The organism is Pseudokordiimonas caeni (assembly GCF_026719705.1).
Classification (GTDB): domain Bacteria; phylum Pseudomonadota; class Alphaproteobacteria; order Sphingomonadales; family Kordiimonadaceae; genus Gimibacter; species Gimibacter caeni.
Window position 1 is genome coordinate 347,968 of record NZ_JAPPRR010000001.1, and the last position, 24,246, is coordinate 372,213.

The window sequence follows — 24,246 nt, forward strand, 5'->3', positions numbered from 1 at the left end:
GCCCTAGTCTTTGCTGTCGCCGAACTTGCCGTGGCGACCCGCGCCGCCAGCGAAGCGTTTGGCGCCGGCTTGCGCTTCGGCGGCAAGTACCGAGTATCCGCCTTTGCCCTCCGCGACAAGCGCATCCCGAAAGCCGAGGTCCCATTGGCTGAGTGCAGAGACACGGTCGGCCCGCATGCACATTTCCGGGAAGGCTGCGATTTCTTTGGCGAGTGCGATGGTAGCAGCGAGTGCCGTGCCATCTGCCACCACACGGTTGGCGAGGCCAAAGGCAAGGGCTTCATCGGCTTTCACCGGCCTGCCGGTGAGGATCATGTCCAGCGCGCGGCCCTGCCCGATGATGCGGGGCAGGCGCACGGTGCCGCCATCGATCAGGGGCACGCCCCAGCGGCGACAGAAGACGCCGAAGACGGCGCTTTCCTCGGCGACCCGCAGGTCGGCGAGAAGGGCAAGCTCCAGCCCGCCAGCGACGGCATAGCCGGCAACAGCGGCAATCAGCGGCTTTGAAAGCTCCATGCGGCTTGGCCCCATCGGACCGGAGCCGGTGCCGGTGGGCTCCACCTCATTGCCGCGTTCGGGGTCGCCTACACTCGCGAGATCAGCGCCTGCACAGAAGTTGCCGCCAGCGCCCGTGAGGACAGCGACCTTCAGGCTGTCGTCAGCTTCGAACGCCTCGAACGCAGCGCGCAGGGCATAGGCTGTAGGCCGGTCCACCGCGTTGCGCTTTTCCGGTCGGTTGATGGTGACGATGAAAATCGGGCCATCGCGTTCGGTCAGGACAAGCGCGTCTTCCATGTCAGATATCCCCAAGGGTGAAGGGAACCCTTATTGTGCAGCCCTTTTCGCTGCTTTCCAAGGCAAGCTCGATCAGGCGGAGGCCGGCGAGCGCATCATGGGGGCTTGCGGGTACTGGCGCGCCGTTCAGGATGGCGTCCGCCAGCGCACGGTAATAAAGCCGGTAGTCCCCGGCCTTTGTCTCCACCGGACGGCAGGACGTACCGTCATAGAGGATGCCATGGCAATCAGGTGCTTCCTTGCCCCAGTCATCACCGATGGGCAGGCGGCCTTCCTTGCGGGCGGCTTCCTGCGTGTCGAGGCCGTATTTTCGCCAGCTGCCCTTAGTGCCATCCAGCGCGAACCGCAGGTTCGGGGCGGCCACAAACGGGCTGGCATGCAGGGAGACCTCCTTGTCGCTGTAACGCAGCAGCAGATGGAACCAGTCGGTTGCTTCAGTATCCTCGCGTAGAGTGCGGCAGCGGGCGGTGATGGCGTCCGGCAGGCCGAACAGCACAAGCGCCTGATCGATCAGGTGAGGCCCAAGGTCGAAAAGGATTCCATTGCCGAGCCCTGCTGACTCGCGCCAGCGCTTGGCGGCGACCGGGCGGAAGCGGTCGAATCTGGATTCGAGACTCCGCACTGCGCCCACGGCGCCCGATTGCACAAGCTCCGCCAAGGTCATGAAATCGCCGTCGAAACGCCGGTTATGGAAAACACTGAGGGTGAGTCCCTTGGTCTCAGCCAGCTTGATCAGATCAGCGGCCTCGCCCGAGCGGATGGCGACGGGCTTTTCCACGAGCACATGCTTGCCAGCTTCAAGGGCGGCCTTGGCGAGCGGGAAGTGGCTGTCGTTCGGCGAGGTGATGACGATGAGGTCGGCGTCCGTGCCTGCAATCAGGTCCGGCCCTGTTTCATAATGGTGGATATGGGGATGGTCAGCGCGCAGCTCCGCCTGCCTTGAGGAAACGGCGACAAGCTCGAAGGCCGGATCAAGATCGATGAAGGGCAGGTGGAAGATACGCGCCGAGGCGCCGTAGCCGATGACGGCGGTGCGGATCATCTCAGCTTTCCATCAGGCGGGGCATGATGTCGACAAGGTTGCAGGGCCGGTAGCGCGCGTCGAATTCGAACTTCAGGATATTGTCCCAAGCATCTTTCACGGCGCCGGTGGACCCCGGCAGCAGGAAGATGAAAGTACCGCGCACAAGGCCGGCAGATGCCCGCGACTGCAGGGTGGAAAGGCCGACTGTCTGGTAGCTCACCTGATGAAAAATCACCGAAAAGCCTTCGATTTCCTTCTCGAACAGGGGGCGCACGGCTTCAACGGTCACATCACGGCCGGTAAGGCCGGTGCCGCCGGTGGTGATGATGGCATCAATGGCCGGGTCATCGATCCAGCGGGTGACGACGGCTTTCACGTCCGTCTTGTCGTCCTTCACGAGTGCGCGGTCGGCGAGGATATGGCCAGCGGCTTCAATCCGCGCGGCAAGTGTGCTGCCGGACTTGTCGGTTTCCAGCGTGCGGGTATCGGACACGGTGAGTATGGCGATACGCACCGGCTTGAAGGCGAGGCTTTCGTCAACTCCAGCCATAAAGTCTCCTCAGCCGCCGGTGACCGACATCTGCCGGGCAACGGCAGGATTGCGGTGGGTGGCATCGATATGAAAATCATGCCCCTTGGGCTTGCGGCCGATGGCTTCATCGATGGCCGCATCAAGACCTGCGGCATCGGCGCCAGCGCGCATCAGGGCGCGGAAGTCGGCGGCATCATCCTGACCAAGGCACATGTAAAGCCGGCCAGTGCAGGTAAGCCGCACCCGGTTGCAGCCATCGCAGAAATTGTGGGTGAGCGGCGTGATGAAGCCGAGCCGTCCGCCGGTTTCTTCCACCCGCACATAACGCGCCGGGCCGCCGGTGCGGTGCGGGATGGGGGTGAGCCGCCAATTGGCTTCAAGCTGGCGGCGGACTTCCGAAAGGGGCAGATACTGGTCCATCCGGTCGCCGTCAATCTCGCCCATCGGCATGGTTTCGATCAGTGTCAGGTCCATGCCGCGCCCATGCGCCCATTCGATCAGAGCCGGGATTTCGTGGGCGTTATAGTCGCTGAGGGCAACTGTATTGATCTTCACCGAAAAGCCGGCCGCCTGCGCAGCATCAAGCCCGGCGATCACGTCCGACAGCACGGCGCGCCGCGTGAGGCGGGCGAAGGTGTCGGGGTCGAGCGTGTCGAGCGACACATTGATCCGCTTCACGCCGGCTTTCGCGAGCGTTTCGGCATGGGCGGCAAGCTGGGTGCCGTTGGTGGTGAGGGTCAGCTCATCAAGATTGCCAGCCTTCACTTCGTGCCCCAGTCGCTCGATCAGGGTTTCGATGCCCCGTCGCACCAGCGGCTCGCCGCCCGTCAGGCGGATCTTGCGCACCCCGCGCCGCATAAAGGCGTGGATCAGGGTATCCAGTTCCTCCAGTGTCAGAAGTTCGGCCTTCGGCAGGAAGGTCATGGCCTGTGGCATGCAATAGGCGCAGCGCAGGTCGCACCGGTCAGTGACGGACACGCGCAGATAGGTGATCGTCCGGCCCAAGGGGTCGATCAGGGGGCGGTTGCCCGCGTCTACATCCTGCATGTCGGCTAAAACATTCATGAAGCGACCTTAGCAACGCCCGATGGGGGCGTAAAGCCGCGCTGCATCACAGCTTCGGGATAAAGCCTTGAAAGCGGGCGAGGGTCGCTACCCCCAAAGCGTCGGCGAGCGGCTTGAGTTCGGCCTCCACCTGCTGCCACACGGCCACGCTTTTCCTGTAGATCGGCTGGCGGACCTGTTCGCTGCTTGCGGTGCGCACGGCGCGGTCGTTTTTATGAAACTCGAGACAGGCGGGTTCAAACGCCACGCCGACATGATCGAGGACCGCGCGGATGGTGGCTTCGGTGTCCGCCACCATTTCCTCATATTGCACGGTCAGCACGCGGCCCGGCAGGGCTTCGGCCCAATGATCCATCAGCCGCAGATAGGCATTATAATGGGCGCCGATATGAGCGAGATCGTAGCTCCATTCATGCCCGCCCGCGAAATGCTGCTTGAAGGCGCTATAGCCCGTGTCCATCGGGTGGCGGCGCGCATCGATGACGATGGCGCCGGGCAGGATCTTGTGGATGAGGCCGACCCGTTCGAAATTCGGGGGCAGCTTATCGATAAAATACGGTTTGCCGGTACGGAAGAGGGCCGTTTCCTCGATATAGGCACGGCCGAAGGCGGCCAGTTCATCGGCTGTCAGCGCGCCGATATTCGCCGGCCATTCGCCGCCCTCTTTCTGGCCTGCCGCGATGCGCATGCGCCGTTCGATCTGCGGCAGGGTTGGCAGTTCCATCGTGCCTTCGATCTGGCTGTGGCTCGCCAGTATCTGTTCAATGAGCGTGGAGCCCGACCGCGGCAGGCCGACGATGAAAATCGGGCGAGGCAGGGCGGGGTCGGCGGGAGCGGTTACTTTCAGATTGTCCCCCTTGAGGGCGCTGACCAGGTTATCGATGACGGCGTCATTTTCCGCCACGTCAAACCGGATATCAGGGCGCAGGCGGGCGCCTTCGCTGTACCAGTGGAACGCGGCTTTGTGGTCGCCGTCATTTTCGAATGCCTTGCCAAGCCCATAGGCGGCTTGCGAGCGCTGCTCGCCCTTGAGCGCGGCATCCTGCGCCAATGTTTCCATTTGGCGGCGGTCATCCGCTGAGAAACGGTAGGTTTTCATGTCGGCCAGCGCCCACCAGGCAGCGCCGTTGCCGGGCACAATGCTGGCGCTTTCACGGTAGGCGGCGATGGCTTCATCGCGCTGCCCGAGGATTTTGAGGATATGCCCGCGCAGAAGGGCGATGCGGCCGCGTTCCTCGCCGTCACCGGCAAGTGTGAGGGCTGCGTCATAGGCAGCAAGCGAGGCCTCATATTGCCCGGCATGGCCATGCACCCGGCCGAGCGTCAGGTGGCTGCCCACGTCGCCGGGCATCAGGCGGGTCAGCATTTCGGCCTCTGCAATGGCACCTTTATAGTCGCCCGCTTCTTCAAGCGAGACGATGAAGGCGCGCCGGAGCGGCATGTCAGCCGGGTAAAGGGGCACGGCATAGCCGAGGATTTTCGGTGCTTCTTCAATGGCCCCGACCTGGCCCGCAAGGGTCGCGAGCGTGCGGGCAGCGGGCGGATAACCCGGTTGGCGGGAGAGAAGCGTGCGGGCGATGCGTTCGGCCTCGCCGTACCGTTCGGCCTTCATCGCGGCCTCAATGGCGGTCCCGTCCTTGACGAACGGGTCGGTGTTGAGGGCGGCGCGGTAGGCCGCGAAGGCGCGATCCATGTCATCCGTCTCCAGATGCAGACGCGCGAGGAAGCACCAGCCGGGATAGAAGCTGCGGTCAAGCCCGACGGCGCGTTCGAATGCTTCGATGGCTTTGTCGGGAACGCCCGCCTGCATTGCGGCAAAGCCAAGGTCGGCGGCGGCGTCGCGGGAGCGCGGATGGTGGCTGACCGCACGTTCGAACGCGGTGAGAGCTGCCTGCAGTTCGCCGCCGCGCATCAGGGCGGTGGCATGGAGGCTGAGGAGAATTTCATCGGAAGGGTGTTGGGCGGCAAGCGGCGCCAGCTTTGCAGCGGCGTCGAGCGGGCGGCCCTCGCGGATCATCCGGGCAGCAGCATCAACTTCGGCGGCATAAGGGGGCAGCGACATGGGTATCCTTCCGGCGGAATAGAAAACGGCGGACCCGAAGGCCCGCCGTCATGGGTACGCTTAAATACCTTAGAAGGTAAAGTCGAGACGGAGCGAGACGGTGCGTTCAGCACCATAATAGAAGTATTTCTCGCCAAGTGCAGCTTCACTGCGATAGCGCGACCGCTTGTACTCGATGATCTCGGTATTCAGGAGGTTGTTCACATACAGGCTGAAGCGAACATTCTCGTTGATATTGATCGAGCCCGAAACATTGACAACCTCATAGCCTGGCGACCGATCCGATTCAAGGACACCAAAGTGCGACGAGTAGCTACCGTAACCGGCAAGCTCTGCACGAACCGAAGCCTCTTTCGAGAAAAGATCGAACTCCTGGTCGAGCGCGACATAATAGTTATACTTCGGCACCATCGTCATGTCGTCGCCCTTCTCAGCACCGATTGCCGGTGCGTCGGAGGTCATCTTGCTGTCCGTGTAGGAAGCATTGACGCTCAGGGTCAGGCCTTCCATCAGGAGAGCCGTGCTCTCGAACTCCACGCCACGTGCACGAGCCGAGGCGGCGTTGGCGGTGTAGGAGAAGCCACAGCTCGGCATATAGACGCTGGTCTGCACGTCAGTCCAGTCGATCTGGTAAACAGCGGACGAAACTTGCAGACGACGATCAGCGAGGAAGCCCTTGAAGCCGACCTCATAGTTCTTGATCTTGTCCGAATTGTAGCGGTTCACGTAGGAGCCGACGTTTTCGTCATTACGGCAGTCTGCCGGCGGGGTTGGGCCGTTGTTGCCGCCCGGACGGTAGCCTTCCGAATAGATGGCGAAGATCGACATTTCGTCGGACGGCATCCACGACACCCCGAATTTCTTGCGGGTGCCGTTTTCCTTGCCGTCGTCGCCCTTTGTCTCGGAAACGCTCGGCTCGTCACCGATCCAGATGCCCGAAACGATCGAGTGCTCGGTATCCTTCAGGTCATAGTAACGCAGGCCCGCGGTGAATTCGAAGGCGCCCGCAGCTTCGGTTTCAAGCCGGTAGCTTGCTTCACCGAACAGGGCCATTTCACGGGACGTCAGTTCGATCTGGTTATAGTTGTAGTTCTTGGTGTCATCGCCATAGAGGCGGGCACCGATTTCGCTCGGGTCGCCGAGGCCCCAATAATAGCCCCAGAGATAAGCGGCAATCGCGCGGCTCTTGTTGTCGCTAGCGTGATATTGCCACTGGCCGTTCGGGCGGTTGCCGTAATCGACCGAATCGTAGAAGCCACCGATCGTCCAGTCGAAGGCACCGCCGGTGTTTGACTGCAGGCGAACTTCATGGGTCCAGCGCTTGTGGCCGTCATCGTTGGTGATCCAGGTCTTGAACAGGTCGTTCGCGTCCGAACGCGACCAGTTGTCGAGCGATTCATGGTCGAACCGGCGCCAGGACCCGGCATAGATGAGATCCGCACCCGAGAAGATATTTTCCTTGTTCACGCGCAGCGTGGCAAGGTCCATCATTTCGTCAACCCAGGGATCAAGGCTCTCCCACACAGCAAACTTCGGATTGTAGTCCGGGTTGATGCTGTCGGTCACACCGCGGCATTCCGGCCGCTCGCCCGAGCAGGACGGGAAGTCGAGAGCCACGTCATAGCCATAAAGGGCATCCGGGTTCTCGGTCAGGATTGCTTCGTAATAATAGCCGGGCTGGGACCGGTCTGCATATTCATAACCCTGCGACTTATAACGCTGGTGAACATACCCAAAGACCACCTCTGTCTCCGGGTTTGCCTGCCACAGCATCTGGGCACGGACATACATGTCCTTTTCAAAGCCATAGTCAGCTGTTTGGGTGTTCAGGATTTTGCCTGAACGGTCTCCAACCTTGCCGGTAACGCGCGCAGCCAGCTTGTCATCGATCAGGGGGATGTTGACGCCTGCATAGATGAAGCTGGCGAGGTCGGGACGGTTCTTTTCACTCTCCAGGATAGCGGCACCGAAGGCTTCAACTTCGTTGAGGCGCGGCTTGTTGGTGATGATACGGACCGTGCCGCCAATGGCGTTGGAACCATAAAGCGTGCCCTGCGGGCCGCGCAGAACCTCGACACGTTCGATGTCGAAAAGGTCATCGAAATCGTAGGGAATGTCATCCGTGAACGAGCTCGAGGTTCCGGGGGTCGAGTCGTTGCCACCCGAAAGGCCGCGCAGGATCAGTTCGCCGCGCGGGTTGGCGGCACCTGCCACCGTGCGGTAAACGTCTTCCTTGTTGATGAGGTTCCGTTTCAGGATTTCCTTGGCGCCAACAGCCGTGATGTTCATCGGCACTTCGACGAGCATTTCCTGACGCTTGCGCGAGGTAACAACGATTTCTTCGAGGCTCAGTTCTTCATTGTCGCCGGTGGCTTCCTGTGCCGTAACGGCGCCGGTGGCGCCCATGACACTGGCAAGGGCAACGCCACCAAGCAGCATGCGTGCATGCCGCCGGCAAGTATAGTGATTGGTCATCTGCTTCCACTCCCTGTTAGGGGGCTGGCTGCTTTCTGGCTTCCGATCGTGATGTCGTTAATGCAGCCTTGGCCCTTCAACTATCCTGACCTTCCGGTCAGACCTTTTTTACCTAAACTTCGGTGCCATCAGCTAAGCAGGAGTCTTGCCATCAGGCAAACAAAATGATCACAATTCCGTAATGCGAACGTCACGGACTGCTGCAGGGGCAGCACATTGGGGGGAAATCATGAAGACCAAAACGATCAGCGCTGCAGCGATTCTGCTCGGCGCAATGCTCGCATCGGGCGCATGGGCGGAAACGCCGCCACGTGTTCTGACCATCGACGATGCCATGAAACTGGAGACGATCGGGGACCCGGCCATCAGCCCGGACGGTCGCTGGATCGCCTACCGCGTGTATGGCGCCGATCTTGAGGCCGACCGCGGCGCCAGCCAGATCTGGATGGTTTCGGCGGACGGGAAGCAGAAGCTGCCGATGACCGCACCGGCGACTCGTGCCCGTTCACCACGCTGGTCACCCGATGGCCGGTACCTCGCTTTCCTCGCCAACAAGGAAGGCGAAGGTGATGACGCCGGCACGCAGGTCTGGCTTCTGGACCGGCGGGGCGGTGAGGCGATCCAGCATACGAAAGTGAAAGGCGGGGTGGACGATTACCTTTGGTCGCCGGATGGCAGCCGCATGCTCCTGACCATCACCGACCCCGAGCCCGAAGCCGAGAAAGGCAAGGACGGGAAAGACAAGCCGAAGCCCTGGGTGATCGACCGGCTGCAGTTCAAGCAGGATGGTGTCGGCTATCTCGACCGCCGCCGCGCACACCTTTATCTGTTTGACGGCAAAGGCGAACCCGAGCAGATCACCTTCGGCGACTATGACGACGAAAACCCGGCCTGGAGCCCGGATGGCAAAAGTGTCGCGTTTGAGAGCAACCGGACGGCGGAGCCCGACGGCAATGTGAACAGCGATGTTTGGGTCGTCTCAGCCGAAGCGGGGCTGAAGGACCGGCCCCTGCGCCAGTTGACCACCCATCCGGGGGAGGATGGCAGCCCGGCATGGAGCCCGGACGGCAAGACGATTGCCTACACGACCGTCACGACGCTCGATAAAATCTGGTACGCGACCCGGCATCTCGCCGTGATCCCGGCCGAGGGCGGCACGCCGAAGGTGCTGACGGCAGCTTATGACCGCATGGTCTACAATCCCGAATTCATGCCGAACGGCAAATCAGTGCTCGCAGTGGCTGAAGACGCTGGCGAATATCCGCTGATTTCGGTCGATGTGAAATCGGGTAAGGTCACGCGGCTGGATCCAGCTGGCGGCGATACCGGTGATTTTGCTATCGGCAAGAAGGGCGAAGTGATCACGACACGGGCAACGCCTGAACGCCCGCTGGCGCTTGGCAAGCTTGGCGGCAAGGGCTGGGCCGTGCTTGATGACCGCAATGCAGAGCGGCTGGCCGGTATCACGCTCGCAAGCGTGCAGAAGATCACCGCGAAAAGCGCCGACGGCACGCCGGTCGAGGCCTATCTCTATCTCCCGCCGAATTACACGCAGGGCACCAAGGTGCCGATGTTGCTGCGGCCGCACGGCGGGCCGGTTGCCCAGCATTCGGTCGGCTTCGATAAGGAAATGCAGGTGCTGGCGGCAGCAGGCTATGCGGTGCTAGCGCCCAATCCGCGTGGCTCCACCGGCTACGGTGAGGATTTCTCCGCTGCTATCTTCGCCGAGTGGGGCGTGAAGGACTTTGCCGACGAAATGGCTGCCGTTGACGAGGCCATCGCCATGGGCGTGGCGGACCCCGACAAGCTTGGTGTCGGCGGTTGGTCCTATGGTGGTATCATGACCAATTATGTGATCACAAAATCGACGCGCTTCAAGGCGGCGATTTCGGGCGCGAGCGAGGTCAATTACACCGCGAACTATGGCCACGACATTTATCAGCTGACATGGGAAGCCGAGCTTGGCCTGCCGTGGGAAAGCCGCGAAACGTGGGAAAAGATCAACCCCTTCAACGATGTCGGCAAGGTTACGACGCCCACACTCGTGATGGGTGGCAAGGAAGACTGGAACGTACCGATCCAGAACTCCGAGCAGCTGTATCAGGCGCTGAAGCGCCGCGGCATTCCGACGGAACTGGTTGTCTATCCGGATGAGGATCACGGCATCGACCGGCCGAGCTTCGTGGTGGACCGCTACCAGCGCTATATCGCCTGGTACGATTGCCACATCCTCGGCAAGTGCGAAGCCCGGACGGCGGAAGCAAAGAAAGACGAGAAGAAAGCGGACTAAATCCCCGCACCTTCTTCCAGGGCCTCGTCCTCCTTCGTCATACGGGGGGCGAGGTCCAGCACTGCCTGATACTGGCTGAGGTAGACCTTGCCGGTGAGGGCATCCAGAAAATGGGACCGCTTCAGCCGGTCCATCACCGGGCCTTTCACCTCGCTCAGGTGGAAGGTTACGCCGCTGTCCTTCAAGCGCTCGTTGATGGCCTCAAGGCTTTCAAGCGCGCTTGCGTCAATCGCATTGATTGCCGGGCACATCAGCACCACGTGGCGGAGCGCAGGGTTGGCGGCGACGAGATCGTAGATCCGGTCCTCCAGAAACCGCGCATTGGCGAAATAGAGGCTTTCATCCACCCTGAGCGTCAGGAGACTCGGGCTGGTGACCACCTTGTGGCGGTGCACATTGCGGAAATGTTCGGTCCCTGGCACCAGTCCGACGATCGCCGTGTGCGGGTTGCTGGAACGGTAAAGAAGGATCACGACTGAAAGTACCACGCCTGCTGCCACGCCGTTTTCAACGCCGGAAAGCAGTGTGATCAGGATGGTGGCGGCCATCGCCGCAAAGTCGCCCTTCGAATAGGTCCATGTGCGGCGGATGGCGCCAAAGTCCACAAGGGACAGCACGGCCACGATGATGGTGGCGGCGAGCGTTGCCTTGGGCAGGAAGTAAAGATAGGGCGTCAGGAACAGGGTGGCGACGGCGATACCCACCGCCGTGAAGGCGCCCGCCGCCGGGGTCTCGGCACCCGCGTCATAATTGACAACTGACCGCGCGAAGCCGCCGGTGACCGGATAGCCGCCGCTCATGGCCGAACCGATGTTGGCGGCACCCAATGCGGCAAGTTCCTGATTGGGGTCGATCCGCTGGCGCCGCTTGGCGGCAAGCGTCTGGGCGACCGATACGGATTCGACAAAGCCGATGAGGCTCAGAAGTGCGGCTGCAATGCCAAGCTCGGTAACAAGGCCGAGGCTCGGGATCGGCAGCTGCAGGGCCGGCAGGCCCACGGGCACGGTGCCGACGATTTTTACACCCTTGTCTTCCAGCGACAGGCCAGCGGCGGCGAGCGTGGTGGCGGCGACCGCGAGCACCGGCCCCGCCTTGGTGATAAGGTCCGCCGCGCGCTTGCCCACCCCAAGCGCGATCAGCACGCTTTTCAGTCGCAGGCGGACGAAATAGAGGAAAGCCACGCTTAGGGCGCCGATCACCAGCGTTGGTACGTTCGTCTCGTCCAGATGGCCGAGAAGCCCCCCAAGCTGTTCGACAAGCGTATGCCCGCCCGCCTTGATGCCGAAAATGGTGCCAAGCTGGCTGACGGCGATCAGGATGCCGGAAGCCGTGATGAAGCCGGAAATCACCGGATGGCTCAGGAAATTGGCGAGGAAGCCGAGCCGCAAGGCGCTCATGCCAATGAGGAAGACGCCCGAAAGCACGGCAAGCGCTGTCGCGGTTTCCACATAGCCGATGGTGCCGGGCTCGGCGATGCGGCTGACGGCAGCGGCGGTCATCAGCGAGATGACGGCGACGGGGCCAACTGCCAGCGCCCGGCTGGTGCCAAAGAGGGCATAGAAGACAAGTGGCAGGATGGAGGCATAAAGCCCCACCTGCGGCGGCAGGCCGGCTAGCATGGCATAAGCCAGCGACTGCGGGATCAGCATGATCGTCACGATCACGGCGGCCGTCAGGTCGCTGACCAGCTGGTCACGGCTGTATAGCGAGGCCCAGCCAAGGATGGGCAGGACACGGGAGAGGCGAGGGAGCAACTTCATGGCCTGTCCTCCTTGGCTGGAAACTCTATCAAACCTGGCGGTTGCTGCTATCGAAATCGCAGGCGGCTTCCACCTCGAACGGGCGCGGCGCGTGCGACAGGACGTTTGGTTCTGCCAGCCACTCACGGCCCTTCAGCATAAGGTCGAAATAGATGCCGGGCATCAGTTTCTCCTTCAGGAACCAGCCGAGGAAGGTCGGCTTCGTGCCATCGATCAGCCAGCGGGGCAGGGTCGGCTGCAGCTTGCCGCCATAGCCGAACTCGGCGAGGACCACCTTGCCGCGCTCGACCGTGAGGGGGCAGGAGCCATAGCCTTCGTAGATGGCGCTCGGTGCCTTGCCGTCGAGGATAGCGAGCGTGTTGAGCGCCACGACAGGTGCCTGTTTGCGCACGGCCGCCGCGGTTTTGGCGTTGGCGGCAGAACAGCCGTCGCCAAGGCCGAAGACATTGCCGTAACGCACATGCTGCAGCGTGTCGTGATGGACTTCGACCCAACCGGCAGCGTCGCCAAGCGGGCTTTTCTTCATGAAATCCAGCGGCCCTTGCGGCGGGCACACATGGATCATGTCAAAGGGCCGGGTTTCGGTGCGCGTGACACCTTCATTGTCCGTCACTTCAAAGGTTGCCGTCTTGGCGCTGCCATCGACCGCGACCAGGCTTTCCTTGAAATGGAGATGCGCGTCATAGGCTTTAACATAGTCCATCAGCGCGGGCACATAGTCGGCAACGCCGAACAGAACCGCGCCTGCCGTGTGGAAATTCACATCAATATCGCCCAGCACGCCGAGCCGCTTCCAGGCATCACAGGCCAGATACATGGCCTTCTGAGGGGCGCCCGCGCATTTGATGGGCATCACCGGCTGCGTGAAAAGCGCCCGCCCGAATTTGAGTGTGCGAACGAGTTCCCACGTGTAGGGGGCGAGATCAAAACGATAGTTGGAGGTAACACCATTCTGGCCAAGCGTTTCCTTCAGCCCCTTGATCTTGTCCCAATCAAGCTGCAGGCCGGGCGCGGCGATCAGCACCTTGTAATGCACGCTTTCTCCGTTTTCGAGCAACACGGCATTGTCTTCGGGCTTGAATTCGGCAACCGCCGCCTGAACCCATTTGGCGCCAAGCGGGATGACCGACGCCATCGGGCGTTTGGTCTGGTCCCGGTTGAACACGCCGCCGCCCACAAGCGTCCAGCCTGGCTGGTAATAATGGATGTCGCGCGGCTCGATCACTGTCACATCAAGATGCGGGCGGCGTTTCAGGATGCTGGCGGCCACGGCAAGGCCGGCCGCGCCGCCACCGACGATTACCACATCATGGGGGCGCGTTTTGGGGAACTGCTTGCGCAGATTATCGGTGTCGCGCCGCGCCGCGGTGCCCTGCAGGCGCTCGCGCTGGCCTGAGAGGTCGTAGCCGGCCTCGTGTACGGTCGAAAGGATGGCATCGACCGACAGATGCCCCGCTTCAGCGAGCGCCCAAAGCGTGGCCGAGCGTGTGCCGGTGCGGCAGAAGGCGAGGACAGGTCCTTCCAGTTCAGCCAATGCTTCGCGGAACGCTGTGACATCCTTGTCTGCAATCGCACCCGAGACGACGGGAATGTTCCGCCATGCGAGGCCGTGCCGTTCGGCTGCCGCTTGCAGGGCTGCCGATGCGGGCTGGTCGTCTTCCTCGCCGTCCGGGCGGTTGCAGACGATGCCCTTGAAGCCCTGAGCGGCGAGGATGCCGATTTCCATTTCCCGGATCTGCGGCGAGACGGATAGGCCGGGGCCGATCTTGCGGATGTCCATTTGCGCGCTCCTCTGTGGCGGGGTTACAGGGCGTTGACCGGGATTTTCAGGTAGGTGACGCCGTTGTCGTCCGGCGGTGGCATATGACCGGCCCGCATGTTCACCTGCACCGACGGCAGGATCAGGCGCGGCATATCAAGCGTTGCGTCGCGCTTCTCGCGCATCGCCACGAAGGTGTCCTCGGCCACGCCCTGATGGATATGGATATTGGCCGCCTTTTCCTCGCCAACCGTGGTTTCCCAGCGATAGTCGTCACGACCCGGCGCCTTGTAATCGTGACACATGAACAGGCGGGTCTCGTCGGGCAGGGCGAAGATCTTCTGCACGGATTTGTAAAGCGTGTGGGCATTGCCGCCGGGGAAATCGCAGCGTGCGGTGCCATAGTCGGGCATGAAGAGCGTGTCGCCCAAAAAGCCGGCGTCGCCGATCACATAGGTCATGCAGGCGGGCGTGTGGCCGGGGGTGTGGATCGCCTTGGCCTCGATGCTGCCAACCTTGAAGGCTTCGCCGTCCTTGAAAAGATGGTCGAACTGGCTGCCGTCGCGGGCGAAGTCGGTGCCAGCGTTGAACACCTTGCCGAATACGTTCTGCACCACTGTGATGTTGAAGCCGATGCCCATGCGTCCGCCCAGCTTTTCCTTCAGGTAGGGGGCAGCGGAAAGGTGATCGGCATGGACGTGGGTTTCCAGAATCCAGTCGATGGTCAGGCCCCCGGCCTTCACGAAGGCGATAAGCTTGTCAGCCGTTTCGGTGCTGGTGCGGCCGGAGTTCGGATTATAGTCGAGAACCGAATCCACAATCGCGGCATGCTTGGTTGAAGGATCAGCCACGACATAGCTGACAGTGAAGGTCGGTTCATCGAAAAAAGCGGTGACAACAGGTTTCATCTCGGGGCTCCTTTTCAGTCAGCCGGATCTTCCCCATCCGGGCCAAAGGCATTGCAGAGTGCGTCGATCAGCAGATTGAGGCGGATGTCTGCAATGCTGTAGTAGACGGTTTTCGAATCGCGGCGGGCTGCGACCAGCCCTTCAGCCCGCAGCCGGGCAAGATCGCGCGAGAGCGTGGGCTGCTTTACCCCTGTCTCGTTCTCGATCGTGCCGACCGATTTTTCGCCTTCGATCAGGGCACAGACCGCCAGAAGGCGGTTCGGGTGCGACATCGTTTTCAGGAGGGCAGCGACGTCGCCGGCGCGTTCCCTGAGTTCGGGCAATTGATCGGGTCTTGGCATGGGCGAATGGCTCCTTCTTCATCCTGGCATTGATTTCGGGCTTGCCGTTCTCTCCTCATATGACATATATCAGTTTTGTTAAATGTAAAGTGTCATGCGACCACTTGACGCAACAGGAGAACGAAAATGACCGAATTTACGCCGGTTTCAGCCCTGATCGGCGGCGTGCTCATCGGGCTGTCGGTCGTCTTTTTCATGGCGACGATGGGCCGAATCGCCGGGATCAGCGGTATCGTCAGCGGCCTGATGAACCCGAAGAGCAGCGATTTCGGCTGGAAGCTCGCCTTTGTGGCGGGCCTGATGGTGGCGCCTTTCGTTTATGCGATGATGCGGCCTGAAGATGTTTCGGTCGCCTTTCCGCACAGCATCGGTTTCATCGTGGCGGGCGGCCTGCTCGTCGGGATCGGATCGCGGCTCGGCAGCGGCTGCACCAGTGGCCACGGCATCTGCGGCATGGCGCGCCTGTCGCCGCGGTCGATTGTTGCCACGCTCACCTTCATGGCGACGGGCATTATCACCGTATTCGTTATCCGGATGATCGGGGGTGCAGCATGAGGATCGCGGCTTCCTTCATCAGCGGTGGCCTTTTCGGGCTCGGGCTGGTTATTTCCGGCATGTCGAACCCGGCCAAAGTGATCGGCTTTCTGGATATCACCGGCAACTGGGATCCGAGCCTTGCCCTTGTAATGGCGGGCGGGCTTATTGTCACCGCTATCGGTTACCGGCTGGTATTCCGCCGGGCGGCGCCTGTGTGCGACAGCCAGTTCCATGTACCGACAAACCGGGTGATTGATGCGCGGCTCGTTGGTGGTGCGGCTATTTTCGGGATCGGTTGGGGCCTCGGTGGCTTCTGCCCCGGGCCGGGCGTCGTTGCAACCGCGCTCGGGTACAGCGAGGCCATTGCCTTTGTGGCTGCGATGCTTGTCGGCATGTGGCTGAAGGACAGGCTTTTCGGTACTGCCTGAAACGTGATGGCAGGGGCGGGGTGCCTGCGATTGACAGGCTCCGCCCCCCATGACAAGTTGCCCCGAAATTTCCCACAAGAAGAAACGGGGACAGTCATGGCGGAAGCCATCAATATCGACCTTACCGCCGCCAAGGCGGATCGCTACCGCCAGACGCTTGAAAGCCTTGAAGCCGTGCTTGAGGGTGAAGGTAACCTCACTGCCCGCATGGCAACGGTTTCCTGCCTCCTGTCTGGTGCTTTCCCCGAAACCTATTTCTGGACCGGCTTTTATATCGTCGACCCCGAAAAGCCGGCTGAACTGGTTGTTGGGCCCTATCAGGGTACGCTCGGATGCCTGCGCATCCCCTTCGGTCGCGGGGTCTGCGGCACGTCTGCTGCCGAACGCCGCACCCAGATCGTGGAAGACGTGCATGCCATCGCCAACCATATCGCCTGCGACAGCCGCAGCCAGTCGGAGATCGTGGTGCCGGTGACCGACGCGGAAGGGCGGCTCATCGCCGTTTTCGACGTTGATTCGACCGAGCTTGCATCCTTTGATTCCATCGATCAGCTTTGGCTGGAACTGATCATGAGCCGTATCTTTGGCCCCGGGAGGACTTCGTGAAGTTTCTGCATACGATGGTGCGCGTCACCGACCTTGACGCCTCGCTTGAATTTTATGTGAACCAGCTGGGCCTTGTCGAAGTATCGCGCAAGGAAGTGCCGGCTGGTCGCTTCACGCTCGTTTATCTGGCAGCTCCCGGCGACACGGGCGGCGAGATCGAGCTGACATACAACTGGGACCCCGAAGAATATACAGGCGGGCGCAACTTCGGCCATGTGGCCTTTGCGGTGGATGATATCTATGAGAAGTGCGCGGCGCTCGCGAAGGGCGGGGTGACGATCAACCGCCCGCCGCGCGATGGCTATATGGCATTCGTGCGCAGCCCCGACGGAATCTCCGTGGAACTGCTGCAAAAAGGCGGACCGCTGCCCCCGCAGGAGCCCTGGGCATCGATGCCAAATACAGGCACGTGGTAAAGACGATTGCCATTGGGGATAGTTAGGTTAAATTCGAAGAATATTAACAATCCCTTCATCATTTTGGCGCTCAATATCAACTCCTGAATGAGTGGGCTTTCCGTGAAACTACATTGGGCTAACCGGATTTCCTTCAAACTGGCGCGCACGGCGGTGATCATCGCCTTCACGCTGGGCATGGTGCTGTCTGCAGCCCAAGTCTATCTCGACTATCTTGAAGAAGGCGACAACCTCGACAACCGGGTGCTGAAGGCGCTTGAGGTGGTCGACAAGTCTGCGACCCGCGCGGTGCTGATCCTTGATAGCGATCTCGCGCAGGAGGTCGTCCTCGGCCTCATGGAATATGACTATATCACTGAAGCGGCGATCCTTGACGATAACCGCACCGTCCTTGCCGGCCGCCGCCGCGAGGAACGCCAGATGGATGGCGGGGTGCGCTATGCCCGTATGCTCATCAACGACATGGTGCCGTTCGACTATCAGCTGACCCTGCCGGTCGCGATGGCGGAACGCCCGGGCAGCCTGCATGTGGTTGTCGATCGTGCGGTCGGCCTGCAGCCCTTCTTCTCGCGGGCGACGACCACCTTCCTTTCTGGTTTTGTGCGCAACTTCGTCCTCGTGGTACTGCTCTATTACGCATTCCACCAAGGGCTGACGAAGCCGCTGCAGACCGTCGTGCAGAATATTTCGCAGATCAATCCCGAGCATCCGGGCGAACAGCGGATTTCGGTACCGAAAGCGCACCAGAATGACGAGATCGGGCAGCTGGCAAGCCAGGTCAACCTGTCGCTCGATGCTGTGCAGGTGCTTCTGGATAATTTGAGGTCTACCAACCGGGCCCTGTCGGCGAGCGAGGAGGCCCTGCGCCGCCGCTCGTGGGAGCTGGAGCAGGAAGTGGACCGCACCAAGCAGGCGACCCGCGAACTGATCATCACCAAGGAACAGGCCGAAGCCGCCAACCGCGCGAAGAGCGTGTTCCTTGCGAACGTCAGCCACGAGCTTCGCACGCCTCTCAATGCTATCATCGGCTTCTCGTCGATCATGGCGGACCAGATGTTCGGCCCCATAGGCCATAACAAATACCGCGAATATCTGCATGATATCCGCTCCTCGAGCCAGCATCTCTCCGACGTGCTTGGCGAAGTGCTCGATCTTGCCAAGATCGAGGCCGGCCAGATGAAGATCGAGGAAGAAGTTGTCGACATGATCAAGCTTTGTGACGAAAGCCGCGCGCTTTGCAATGCGCAGGCCGCCGCCAAGGGCTTCTCGATTTCGCTCGACCTGCCGGCAGACCTGCCGAAGGTGAAGGGCGACCGCCTGCGCATCAAGCAGTCGATCCTCAATCTGTTGTCGAACGCAGTGAAATTCACCGCGCAAGGGGCAGGCGATGTGGCGCTCAGCGCCGGTGTGGACGCGAACGGCAACCTCACCGTGACCGTTATCGATCATGGTATCGGCATTTCGGAAGAAGAGCAGAGCCTGATCTTCTCGCCCTTCGTTCGCTCGGCCAGTGCGCTCAGCCGCAGCCATGAAGGCACGGGGCTTGGCCTCTCGCTCGTCAATGCCTTCATGGAAATGCACCAGGGCTGGGTGACGCTGGAAAGCGAACTCGGCAAGGGCTCGGTCTTCACCCTGCATTTCCCGTCTGACCGCGTGGTCACCGCCAAGGCCTGATCTAACAGAATATAAAAGAAAGAGGCCGGCGCTCGGGTGAGCTGCCGGCCTTTTTCTTGTCCGCTTTGCTGGTCAGCGTGCCGTCCAGGCCCCGTCCATCGTCAGGGCCGAGCCGGTGGTCGAACGTCCGGCGTCGGACGCCAGGAAGACTGCGAGCGCCGCGAGTTCTTCGACTTCCACGAACCGCTTGTTGGGCTGGGACGCGAGGATCACCTTCTTCACGACATCGTCTTCCGACAGGCCGTGAACTTTCGCCTGATCGGCAATCTGGCCGTCCACCAGCGGCGTGCGGACATAGCCGGGGCAAATGGCGTTGACGGTGAGGTTCGCGTCTTCGGCTGTTTCAAGGGCGGCAGTTTTGGTGAAGCCGATCACGCCGTGCTTGGCCGCCACATAGGCCGACTTGAACGGCGAGGCGACAAGGCCGTGGACGCTGGCGATATTGATCACCCGGCCGAAGGCCCGCTTGCGCATGCCGGGCAGGGCGGCACGGGTGGCATAGAAGGTGGCGGAAAGATTGAGCGCGATGATCGCTTCCCACTTGTCGACCGGGAATTCATCGATCGCCGCCACATGCTGGATGCCGGCATTGTTCACAAGGATATCGACGGCGCCGAAGGCGGCCTCGGCCTCCTGAACCAGCCGGGTGGCTTCCTCGCCCTTCATGAGATCGGCTGCAATGAAGCCGGTTTCCACGCCGTAGTCCGCCTTGATCGCAGCCTTGATGCGCTCGATCTCCGCCGGGTCGCCGAAACCGTTCAGCACTACGCTGGCACCTGCTTCGGCAAGACCGCGTGCGATTCCGAGGCCGATTCCGCTCGTGGAGCCGGTGATGAGGGCAACTTTTCCGGACAATGGTTTCATGATTGAAACTCCTTGGATATGTTGCGCTGCACTATAAACCAAGGCCAGCCTTGGATGCGAGAGAAATGTATGCCTGTGCTTTCAAGCACATGGAATATGAGTGCGATTGCTTATTGAAGCTTTAATCTTTGAGGGCTAGGCTCAGTGAAAATGCCGCAATGCACCATGAGCGGGATCGCCCGCACCGGTGGGTGTCGACCGCGGCGAAAGGGACCAGGATGCTTTATACCCTCTATGAAATGCAGCACGCGGCCTTTGCGCCGATCCGTTTCTGGGCCGATCAGGGGCAGCGCTTCTTCAGTCACCCCTACAATCCGGTCAGCCGCACACCTTATGGCAAGGTGATGGCCGCCAGCCTCGATATGGTCGAGCTTCTGACCCGCCGCTACGGCAAGCCGAAGTTCGGTTTCGAGAAGGTAACCGTCGATGGTGTTGAATGCCCCGTCGAGGAACAGATCCTGTCCCGCCGTCCGTTCGGGCAGCTGAAACATTTCAAGCGTGCCAATTGCTGCCACCGCAAGGACCCGCGTGTGCTCGTTGTGGCGCCAATGTCAGGCCACTTTGCCACGCTCCTGCGCGGCACGGTCGAGGCGCTGCTGCCGAACCACGAGGTCTATATCACTGACTGGCGCGACGCCCGCGATATCCCGATGGCGGACGGCAGCTTCGATCTTGATGATTATGTGGATTATCTGGTCGACTGGTTGACCGATCTTGGCCCCAATACGCATGTGCTGGCCGTTTGCCAGCCAAGCGTGCCGGTTTATGCGGCGCTCGCCCTGATGGAAGCCGAAGGCCATCCCTGCACGCCGCCAAGCGTGACCATGATGGGCGGCCCCATCGATACGCGCCGCAACCCGACCGAAGTGAACAAGCTGGCCATGACCCGGCCGCACAGCTGGTTCGAAGACAATGTCATCACCGTTGTGCCGTTGCCGAACGCTGGCTTCATGCGCAAGGTTTACCCCGGCTTCCTGCAGCTTGCGGGTTTCATGGCGATGAATCTGGGCGACCATTTCATGAAACACCATGAAATGTTCGAGCATCTGATTATCGGGGCTGATGAAGACGCCGACAAGACCCGCGCCTTCTATGATGAATACAAGGCCGTGATGGACATGACGGCCGAGTTTTACCTGCAGACCATCGATGTGGTGTTTCAGCGTCACCTGCTGCCTGATGGCAAGTGGGTGTCGAAGGGACGGCTTGTCGACCCGAAAGCGATCAAGAACACCGCACTGATGGCGGTTGAGGGCGAGTTCGACGATATTTCCGGGGTCGGCCAGACAAAAGCCGCACTCGATATCGCGGTCAATCTGCCGGAAGAGAAGAAGAAATACCTGCTGGCAAAAGGCGTTGGCCATTATGGCATCTTCAACGGCAGCCGTTGGCGCACAAACATTGCGCCGGTCGTGGCCGATTTCATGCGCACCCATGACCATGTGATCGGCAAGTCGCCAGCCGGCGCTGTCGCCCCTGCGGTAGAAGCGCCGGCCAAGGCAGCAAAGCCCCAGCCCAAGAAGGCGCCGTCGCGCACTGCGCGCCCGGCACGTGCCACAACGACCACGACAAAACGTCGCACGAAGGCCTGATATCACTATCTTTGTAGAATATTAGGAATTCCCGGCTATTTTGATTCAATATCGGGCGCCTTGAAGACAGAATGTCTGGGCGCCCTTGTTGTATGGAAGCCGGGGGAGTTTACGTGGCCGATCCTGTTGTAGAGTTTTCATCGACCGATCTCGAGTTCGCAGAAGGCAGTTTCGGGTCGATTGATTTTGGCATCTTTTCGATCACCGACGTGGACGACAATATCTTCAAGGTCGTTCTCAGCGTCAGCGACGGCTCGATCATTGCCAATGACGGCGACGGCCTGCAACCGAGCGGCGTGACGATCCAAACCGACGACACTCAGACCATCACCATCCTCGGCACCGTTGCGGCGATCAGCGGATATCTGAGCCTACCCGACGTATTCTCATTTGATGTCGGCGTGTTGACGGCAGCCGATAACGCGGCCGTCCTGACCATCACGGCCTATGACGATACCGCCGGTATCGTTGCCGATACGATCAATATCGATATCACGGCTCCCGATACGCCTGCTGTTGTCGCAGGTGATTTCACCGGCGGCGTGAATGAAGGCAATATCGGCGACGGTGCCGTGACGGCGACCGGTGCCCTGTCGATTTCCGATGTGGATGTGGGCGACGATCCGGCGTTTGACGATGTGGCCGCCACGGCTGGCGACAATGGCTATGGCACCTTCGAACTGACAGCCGGCACCTGGACCTACACACTTGATCAGGCGGCCGTGCAGGATCTGGACGCGGGCGATACGGTCAACGATACCTACACCTTCACGGCAACCGACGGCACCACGCAGGCGATTACCATCACGATCACCGGCACCGCCGATGCGCCCGTGGTGAGCGGCGCCTTCACCGGCGATGTAACGGAAGGCGACGAGGGCGATGCACCCGTCACGGCCTCGGGCGCGCTTTCGATCAGCGATGCAGACGGCGACGACAGCCCGGTCTTCGACGATGTGGCTTCAACCGCAGGTGACAATGGTTATGGCCATTTCGTCCTGTCAGGCGGTACCTGGACCTATACGCTCGATCAGTCCACCGTGCAGGATATGGACGCGGGCGATACGCTGACCGACAGCTATACCTTTGTGGCGACCGATGGCACGCTGCAGGATGTGACGGTCACGATCACCGGCGCGAACGACGCTGCGGTAGTGACCGGAACCATCACCGGCGACGTCACTGAAGGCAACGAGGGCGATGATCCCGTCACGGCGACCGGCAGCATTGCGATCAGCGATGTGGATGCCGACGATGCGCCGGTCTTCAACGATGTGGCCTCGACCGCCGGCGACAATGCCTATGGCCATTTCGAACTGACGGGCGGCGACTGGACCTACACGCTCGATCAGGCCGCCGTGCAGGACCTGGATGCGGGCGATACGGTCAACGATACGATCACCTTCACGGCGACGGATGGCACCACGCAGCAGATCACGGTGACGATCAGCGGCATGAACGACAGTGTCGTTGTGTCGGGTGTGGACACTGGCACCGTTACCGAGCGCAATATCGGTGATGCGGATGTGCAGGCCACCGGCACGCTGACAATCGACGATCTCGACGATCTCGACGATCCGGTCTTCCTGGATGTTGCCGCTGCCAAGAAAACCTATGGCACCTACACGATGACGAACGGCACGTGGGTCTATACGCTGGATCAGACCAAGGTGCAGAATCTGAAGGCGGGTCAGGAAGTCACTGACGCCCATACCTTCCTCGCGTCCGATGGCACCGAACATACGGTCACCGTGACGATTGTGGGCACAGATGATGCGCCGGTCGTCAAGGGCGTCTTCACGGGCGAACTGACAGAAGGCAATATCGGCGACCCGACGGCGAGCGTTTCGGGCTCGCTTTCGATCAGCGATCTGGACGGAGCACCGGCCTTCGCCAATGTGGCGAATGCGGCTGGCGCCTACGGCAATTTCAAGCTCGCCGGCGGCACCTGGATCTATGCGCTCGATCAGGCGAAGGTGCAGAATCTGAATACGGGCGACACGCGCACCGACAGCCACACTTTTGTAGCAACCGATGGCACCAAGCAGACAGTGACGGTGACGATCAAGGGCGCGGACGAGGCATCTTCCGGCGGCAATACGGGCGGCACGCCTGTCGTTACCGTCCCCCTGCCTTCCGGCGCCGGAGCCACCAACATTGCACCTTCCGTCACCGGTGCAACATCGGGTTTTGGTGCAGGAACGGGAACGGTTCTCGTGCAGGCAAGCTCGCCCGTATCAAACTTCAGTGGCGATATCGGTGGCACGCTGAATGCCGGGCATCAGGTTGTCGTCAGCCTCGGGAATGGCAACAATAATGTGGTGCTCAGCGGTAATGCGACGGTTCCCGGCGGGCTTTCCGATGCATTGGTGGGCGGTGGTACGCTGGATACGATCACCTCTGTTCTGGGTAGCGGCGCAGGCGGCCTTGGCGGCGGCCTCGGCGGTGGATTGGGCGGCGGGGGTCTTGGCGGCGGCTTCGGTAGCGGCACGACGGTTGTCGTGTCCGGCGGCGGCAGCGACATGATCGACCTGAGCGGCATTTCCGGCAACTCGGTGATCGTTGGCGGTCACGGCCATGACACGGTCCATGGCGGCGACGGCGGCAGCATCATTCTGGGCGGCACGGGCGCTGACTCAATCCTGGGCGGTGCTGGCAACGACCATATCCGCGGCGGCAGCGGAGACAACCTGTTGTTTGGAGGAGACGGGGACGACCGGCTGGTCGGTAGCGGCACCTTCGATGCAGGCACGGGTGATGACTACCTGACCCAGACCCATGGGGTCATGTTCGGCGGCACAGGCACCGATACCTTCCGGCTTGCCCGGATTGATGGTGATGGCAGCGGCAAGCAGTCCATCATTGGTGATTTTGATGTCGATGACGACACGCTTGACCTGCGCGCCATGGGGATCAAGACGGTTGATGATCTCGTAAATGCATTGCAAGCCAGCAGTAGCGAGACCGCCCTGTTCAAGTTTGATAACGGGCAGGAACTTGTGATCGCGGTTCCCGAGTACAAAGGGACCAACAACCAGTTCGATGCCGAGGAATTCCATGGCTGGAATATCCTGTTCGCGACCGACACATAAGGCGACTGCCTGATAAACAAAAAGCC

General features: G+C 61.1%; 19 protein-coding genes. 8 read left to right on the plus strand and 11 right to left on the minus strand.

Annotation, left to right across the window (positions count from 1 at the left end; genetic code table 11):
* Window positions 1–3: 3 nt before the first annotated feature.
* The 6 genes from OU694_RS01420 to OU694_RS01445 form a co-directional block, all read right to left on the minus strand.
* A complete protein-coding gene (locus OU694_RS01420; protein ID WP_308909227.1) occupies window positions 4–795 on the minus strand; it encodes a crotonase/enoyl-CoA hydratase family protein in 792 nt (263 codons plus the stop codon).
* A 1-nt stretch (window position 796) separates the two neighbouring features.
* A complete protein-coding gene (locus OU694_RS01425) occupies window positions 797–1,837 on the minus strand; it encodes an oxidoreductase (protein WP_308909228.1) in 1,041 nt (346 codons plus the stop codon).
* Between the two features lies 1 nt (window position 1,838).
* The gene (moaB, locus tag OU694_RS01430; RefSeq protein WP_308909229.1) at window positions 1,839–2,369 is read right to left on the minus strand and encodes a molybdenum cofactor biosynthesis protein B; all 531 of its coding nucleotides are present in this window, start codon (window positions 2,367–2,369) and stop codon (window positions 1,839–1,841) included.
* Window positions 2,370–2,378: 9 nt separating this feature from the next.
* Window positions 2,379–3,416 (minus strand): GTP 3',8-cyclase MoaA, encoded by a 1,038-nt coding sequence (gene moaA / locus OU694_RS01435; RefSeq protein WP_308909230.1) that lies wholly within the window; start codon window positions 3,414–3,416, stop codon window positions 2,379–2,381.
* Window positions 3,417–3,462: 46 nt separating this feature from the next.
* Window positions 3,463–5,478, minus strand: coding sequence for a tetratricopeptide repeat-containing sulfotransferase family protein (locus OU694_RS01440; RefSeq protein ID WP_308909231.1), 2,016 nt, complete (start codon window positions 5,476–5,478; stop codon window positions 3,463–3,465).
* Window positions 5,479–5,547: 69 nt separating this feature from the next.
* Window positions 5,548–7,953 carry a TonB-dependent receptor gene (locus tag OU694_RS01445; protein ID WP_308909232.1) on the minus strand — a complete coding sequence of 802 codons (2,406 nt, stop codon included), beginning with the start codon at window positions 7,951–7,953 and terminating at the stop codon, window positions 5,548–5,550.
* A 229-nt stretch (window positions 7,954–8,182) separates the two neighbouring features.
* Here OU694_RS01445 and OU694_RS01450 point away from each other — a divergent pair, with 229 nt between their 5' ends.
* On the plus strand, window positions 8,183–10,243 hold the full coding sequence (locus tag OU694_RS01450) for a S9 family peptidase (protein ID WP_308909233.1): 2,061 nt from the start codon (window positions 8,183–8,185) through the stop codon (window positions 10,241–10,243).
* Here OU694_RS01450 and OU694_RS01455 read toward each other — a convergent pair.
* Genes OU694_RS01455 through OU694_RS01470 form a run of 4 tightly spaced genes read right to left on the minus strand, consistent with a single transcriptional unit; the run spans window position 10,240 to window position 15,011 of the window.
* A complete protein-coding gene (locus OU694_RS01455) occupies window positions 10,240–12,003 on the minus strand; it encodes a SulP family inorganic anion transporter (RefSeq protein ID WP_308909234.1) in 1,764 nt (587 codons plus the stop codon). The genes OU694_RS01450 and OU694_RS01455 overlap by 4 nt on opposite strands.
* Before the next feature lie 28 nt (window positions 12,004–12,031).
* The gene (locus tag OU694_RS01460; protein ID WP_308909235.1) at window positions 12,032–13,783 is read right to left on the minus strand and encodes a bifunctional protein tyrosine phosphatase family protein/NAD(P)/FAD-dependent oxidoreductase; all 1,752 of its coding nucleotides are present in this window, start codon (window positions 13,781–13,783) and stop codon (window positions 12,032–12,034) included.
* A 23-nt stretch (window positions 13,784–13,806) separates the two neighbouring features.
* Window positions 13,807–14,670, minus strand: coding sequence for an MBL fold metallo-hydrolase (locus OU694_RS01465; RefSeq protein ID WP_308909236.1), 864 nt, complete (start codon window positions 14,668–14,670; stop codon window positions 13,807–13,809).
* A gap of 14 nt (window positions 14,671–14,684) precedes the next feature.
* Window positions 14,685–15,011, minus strand: a complete 327-nt coding sequence (locus OU694_RS01470; protein WP_308909237.1) for an ArsR/SmtB family transcription factor — start codon at window positions 15,009–15,011, stop codon at window positions 14,685–14,687.
* Window positions 15,012–15,137: 126 nt separating this feature from the next.
* Between OU694_RS01470 and OU694_RS01475 the strand changes: the two genes are divergently transcribed.
* The 5 genes from OU694_RS01475 to OU694_RS01495 all read left to right on the plus strand — a co-directional run bounded on the left by OU694_RS01475 (window position 15,138) and on the right by OU694_RS01495 (window position 18,672).
* On the plus strand, window positions 15,138–15,566 hold the full coding sequence (locus OU694_RS01475; RefSeq protein ID WP_308909238.1) for a YeeE/YedE family protein: 429 nt from the start codon (window positions 15,138–15,140) through the stop codon (window positions 15,564–15,566).
* Window positions 15,563–15,976 (plus strand): DUF6691 family protein, encoded by a 414-nt coding sequence (locus OU694_RS01480; protein WP_308909239.1) that lies wholly within the window; start codon window positions 15,563–15,565, stop codon window positions 15,974–15,976. The genes OU694_RS01475 and OU694_RS01480 overlap by 4 nt, the downstream gene beginning before the upstream one ends.
* A gap of 96 nt (window positions 15,977–16,072) precedes the next feature.
* Entirely contained in the window at window positions 16,073–16,582 is a 510-nt protein-coding gene (gene msrC, locus OU694_RS01485) for a free L-methionine (R)-S-oxide reductase MsrC (protein WP_308909240.1), read from the plus strand.
* A complete protein-coding gene (locus OU694_RS01490) occupies window positions 16,579–16,998 on the plus strand; it encodes a VOC family protein (protein WP_308909241.1) in 420 nt (139 codons plus the stop codon). The genes msrC and OU694_RS01490 overlap by 4 nt, the downstream gene beginning before the upstream one ends.
* A 102-nt stretch (window positions 16,999–17,100) precedes the next feature.
* Window positions 17,101–18,672, plus strand: a complete 1,572-nt coding sequence (locus tag OU694_RS01495) for a sensor histidine kinase (RefSeq protein ID WP_308909242.1) — start codon at window positions 17,101–17,103, stop codon at window positions 18,670–18,672.
* A 72-nt stretch (window positions 18,673–18,744) separates the two neighbouring features.
* On the opposite strand, the gene OU694_RS01500 is transcribed toward OU694_RS01495, so the two are convergent.
* Window positions 18,745–19,536, minus strand: a complete 792-nt coding sequence (locus OU694_RS01500; RefSeq protein ID WP_308909243.1) for a 3-hydroxybutyrate dehydrogenase — start codon at window positions 19,534–19,536, stop codon at window positions 18,745–18,747.
* A gap of 218 nt (window positions 19,537–19,754) precedes the next feature.
* On the opposite strand from OU694_RS01500, the gene OU694_RS01505 reads away from it, so the two are divergent.
* Complete coding sequence (locus OU694_RS01505) at window positions 19,755–21,128, plus strand: polyhydroxyalkanoate depolymerase (protein ID WP_308909244.1); 1,374 nt, start codon at window positions 19,755–19,757, stop codon at window positions 21,126–21,128.
* Window positions 21,129–21,241: 113 nt separating this feature from the next.
* A complete protein-coding gene (locus tag OU694_RS01510) occupies window positions 21,242–24,220 on the plus strand; it encodes a VCBS domain-containing protein (protein WP_308909245.1) in 2,979 nt (992 codons plus the stop codon).
* The last annotated feature ends 26 nt before the right edge of the window (window positions 24,221–24,246 follow it).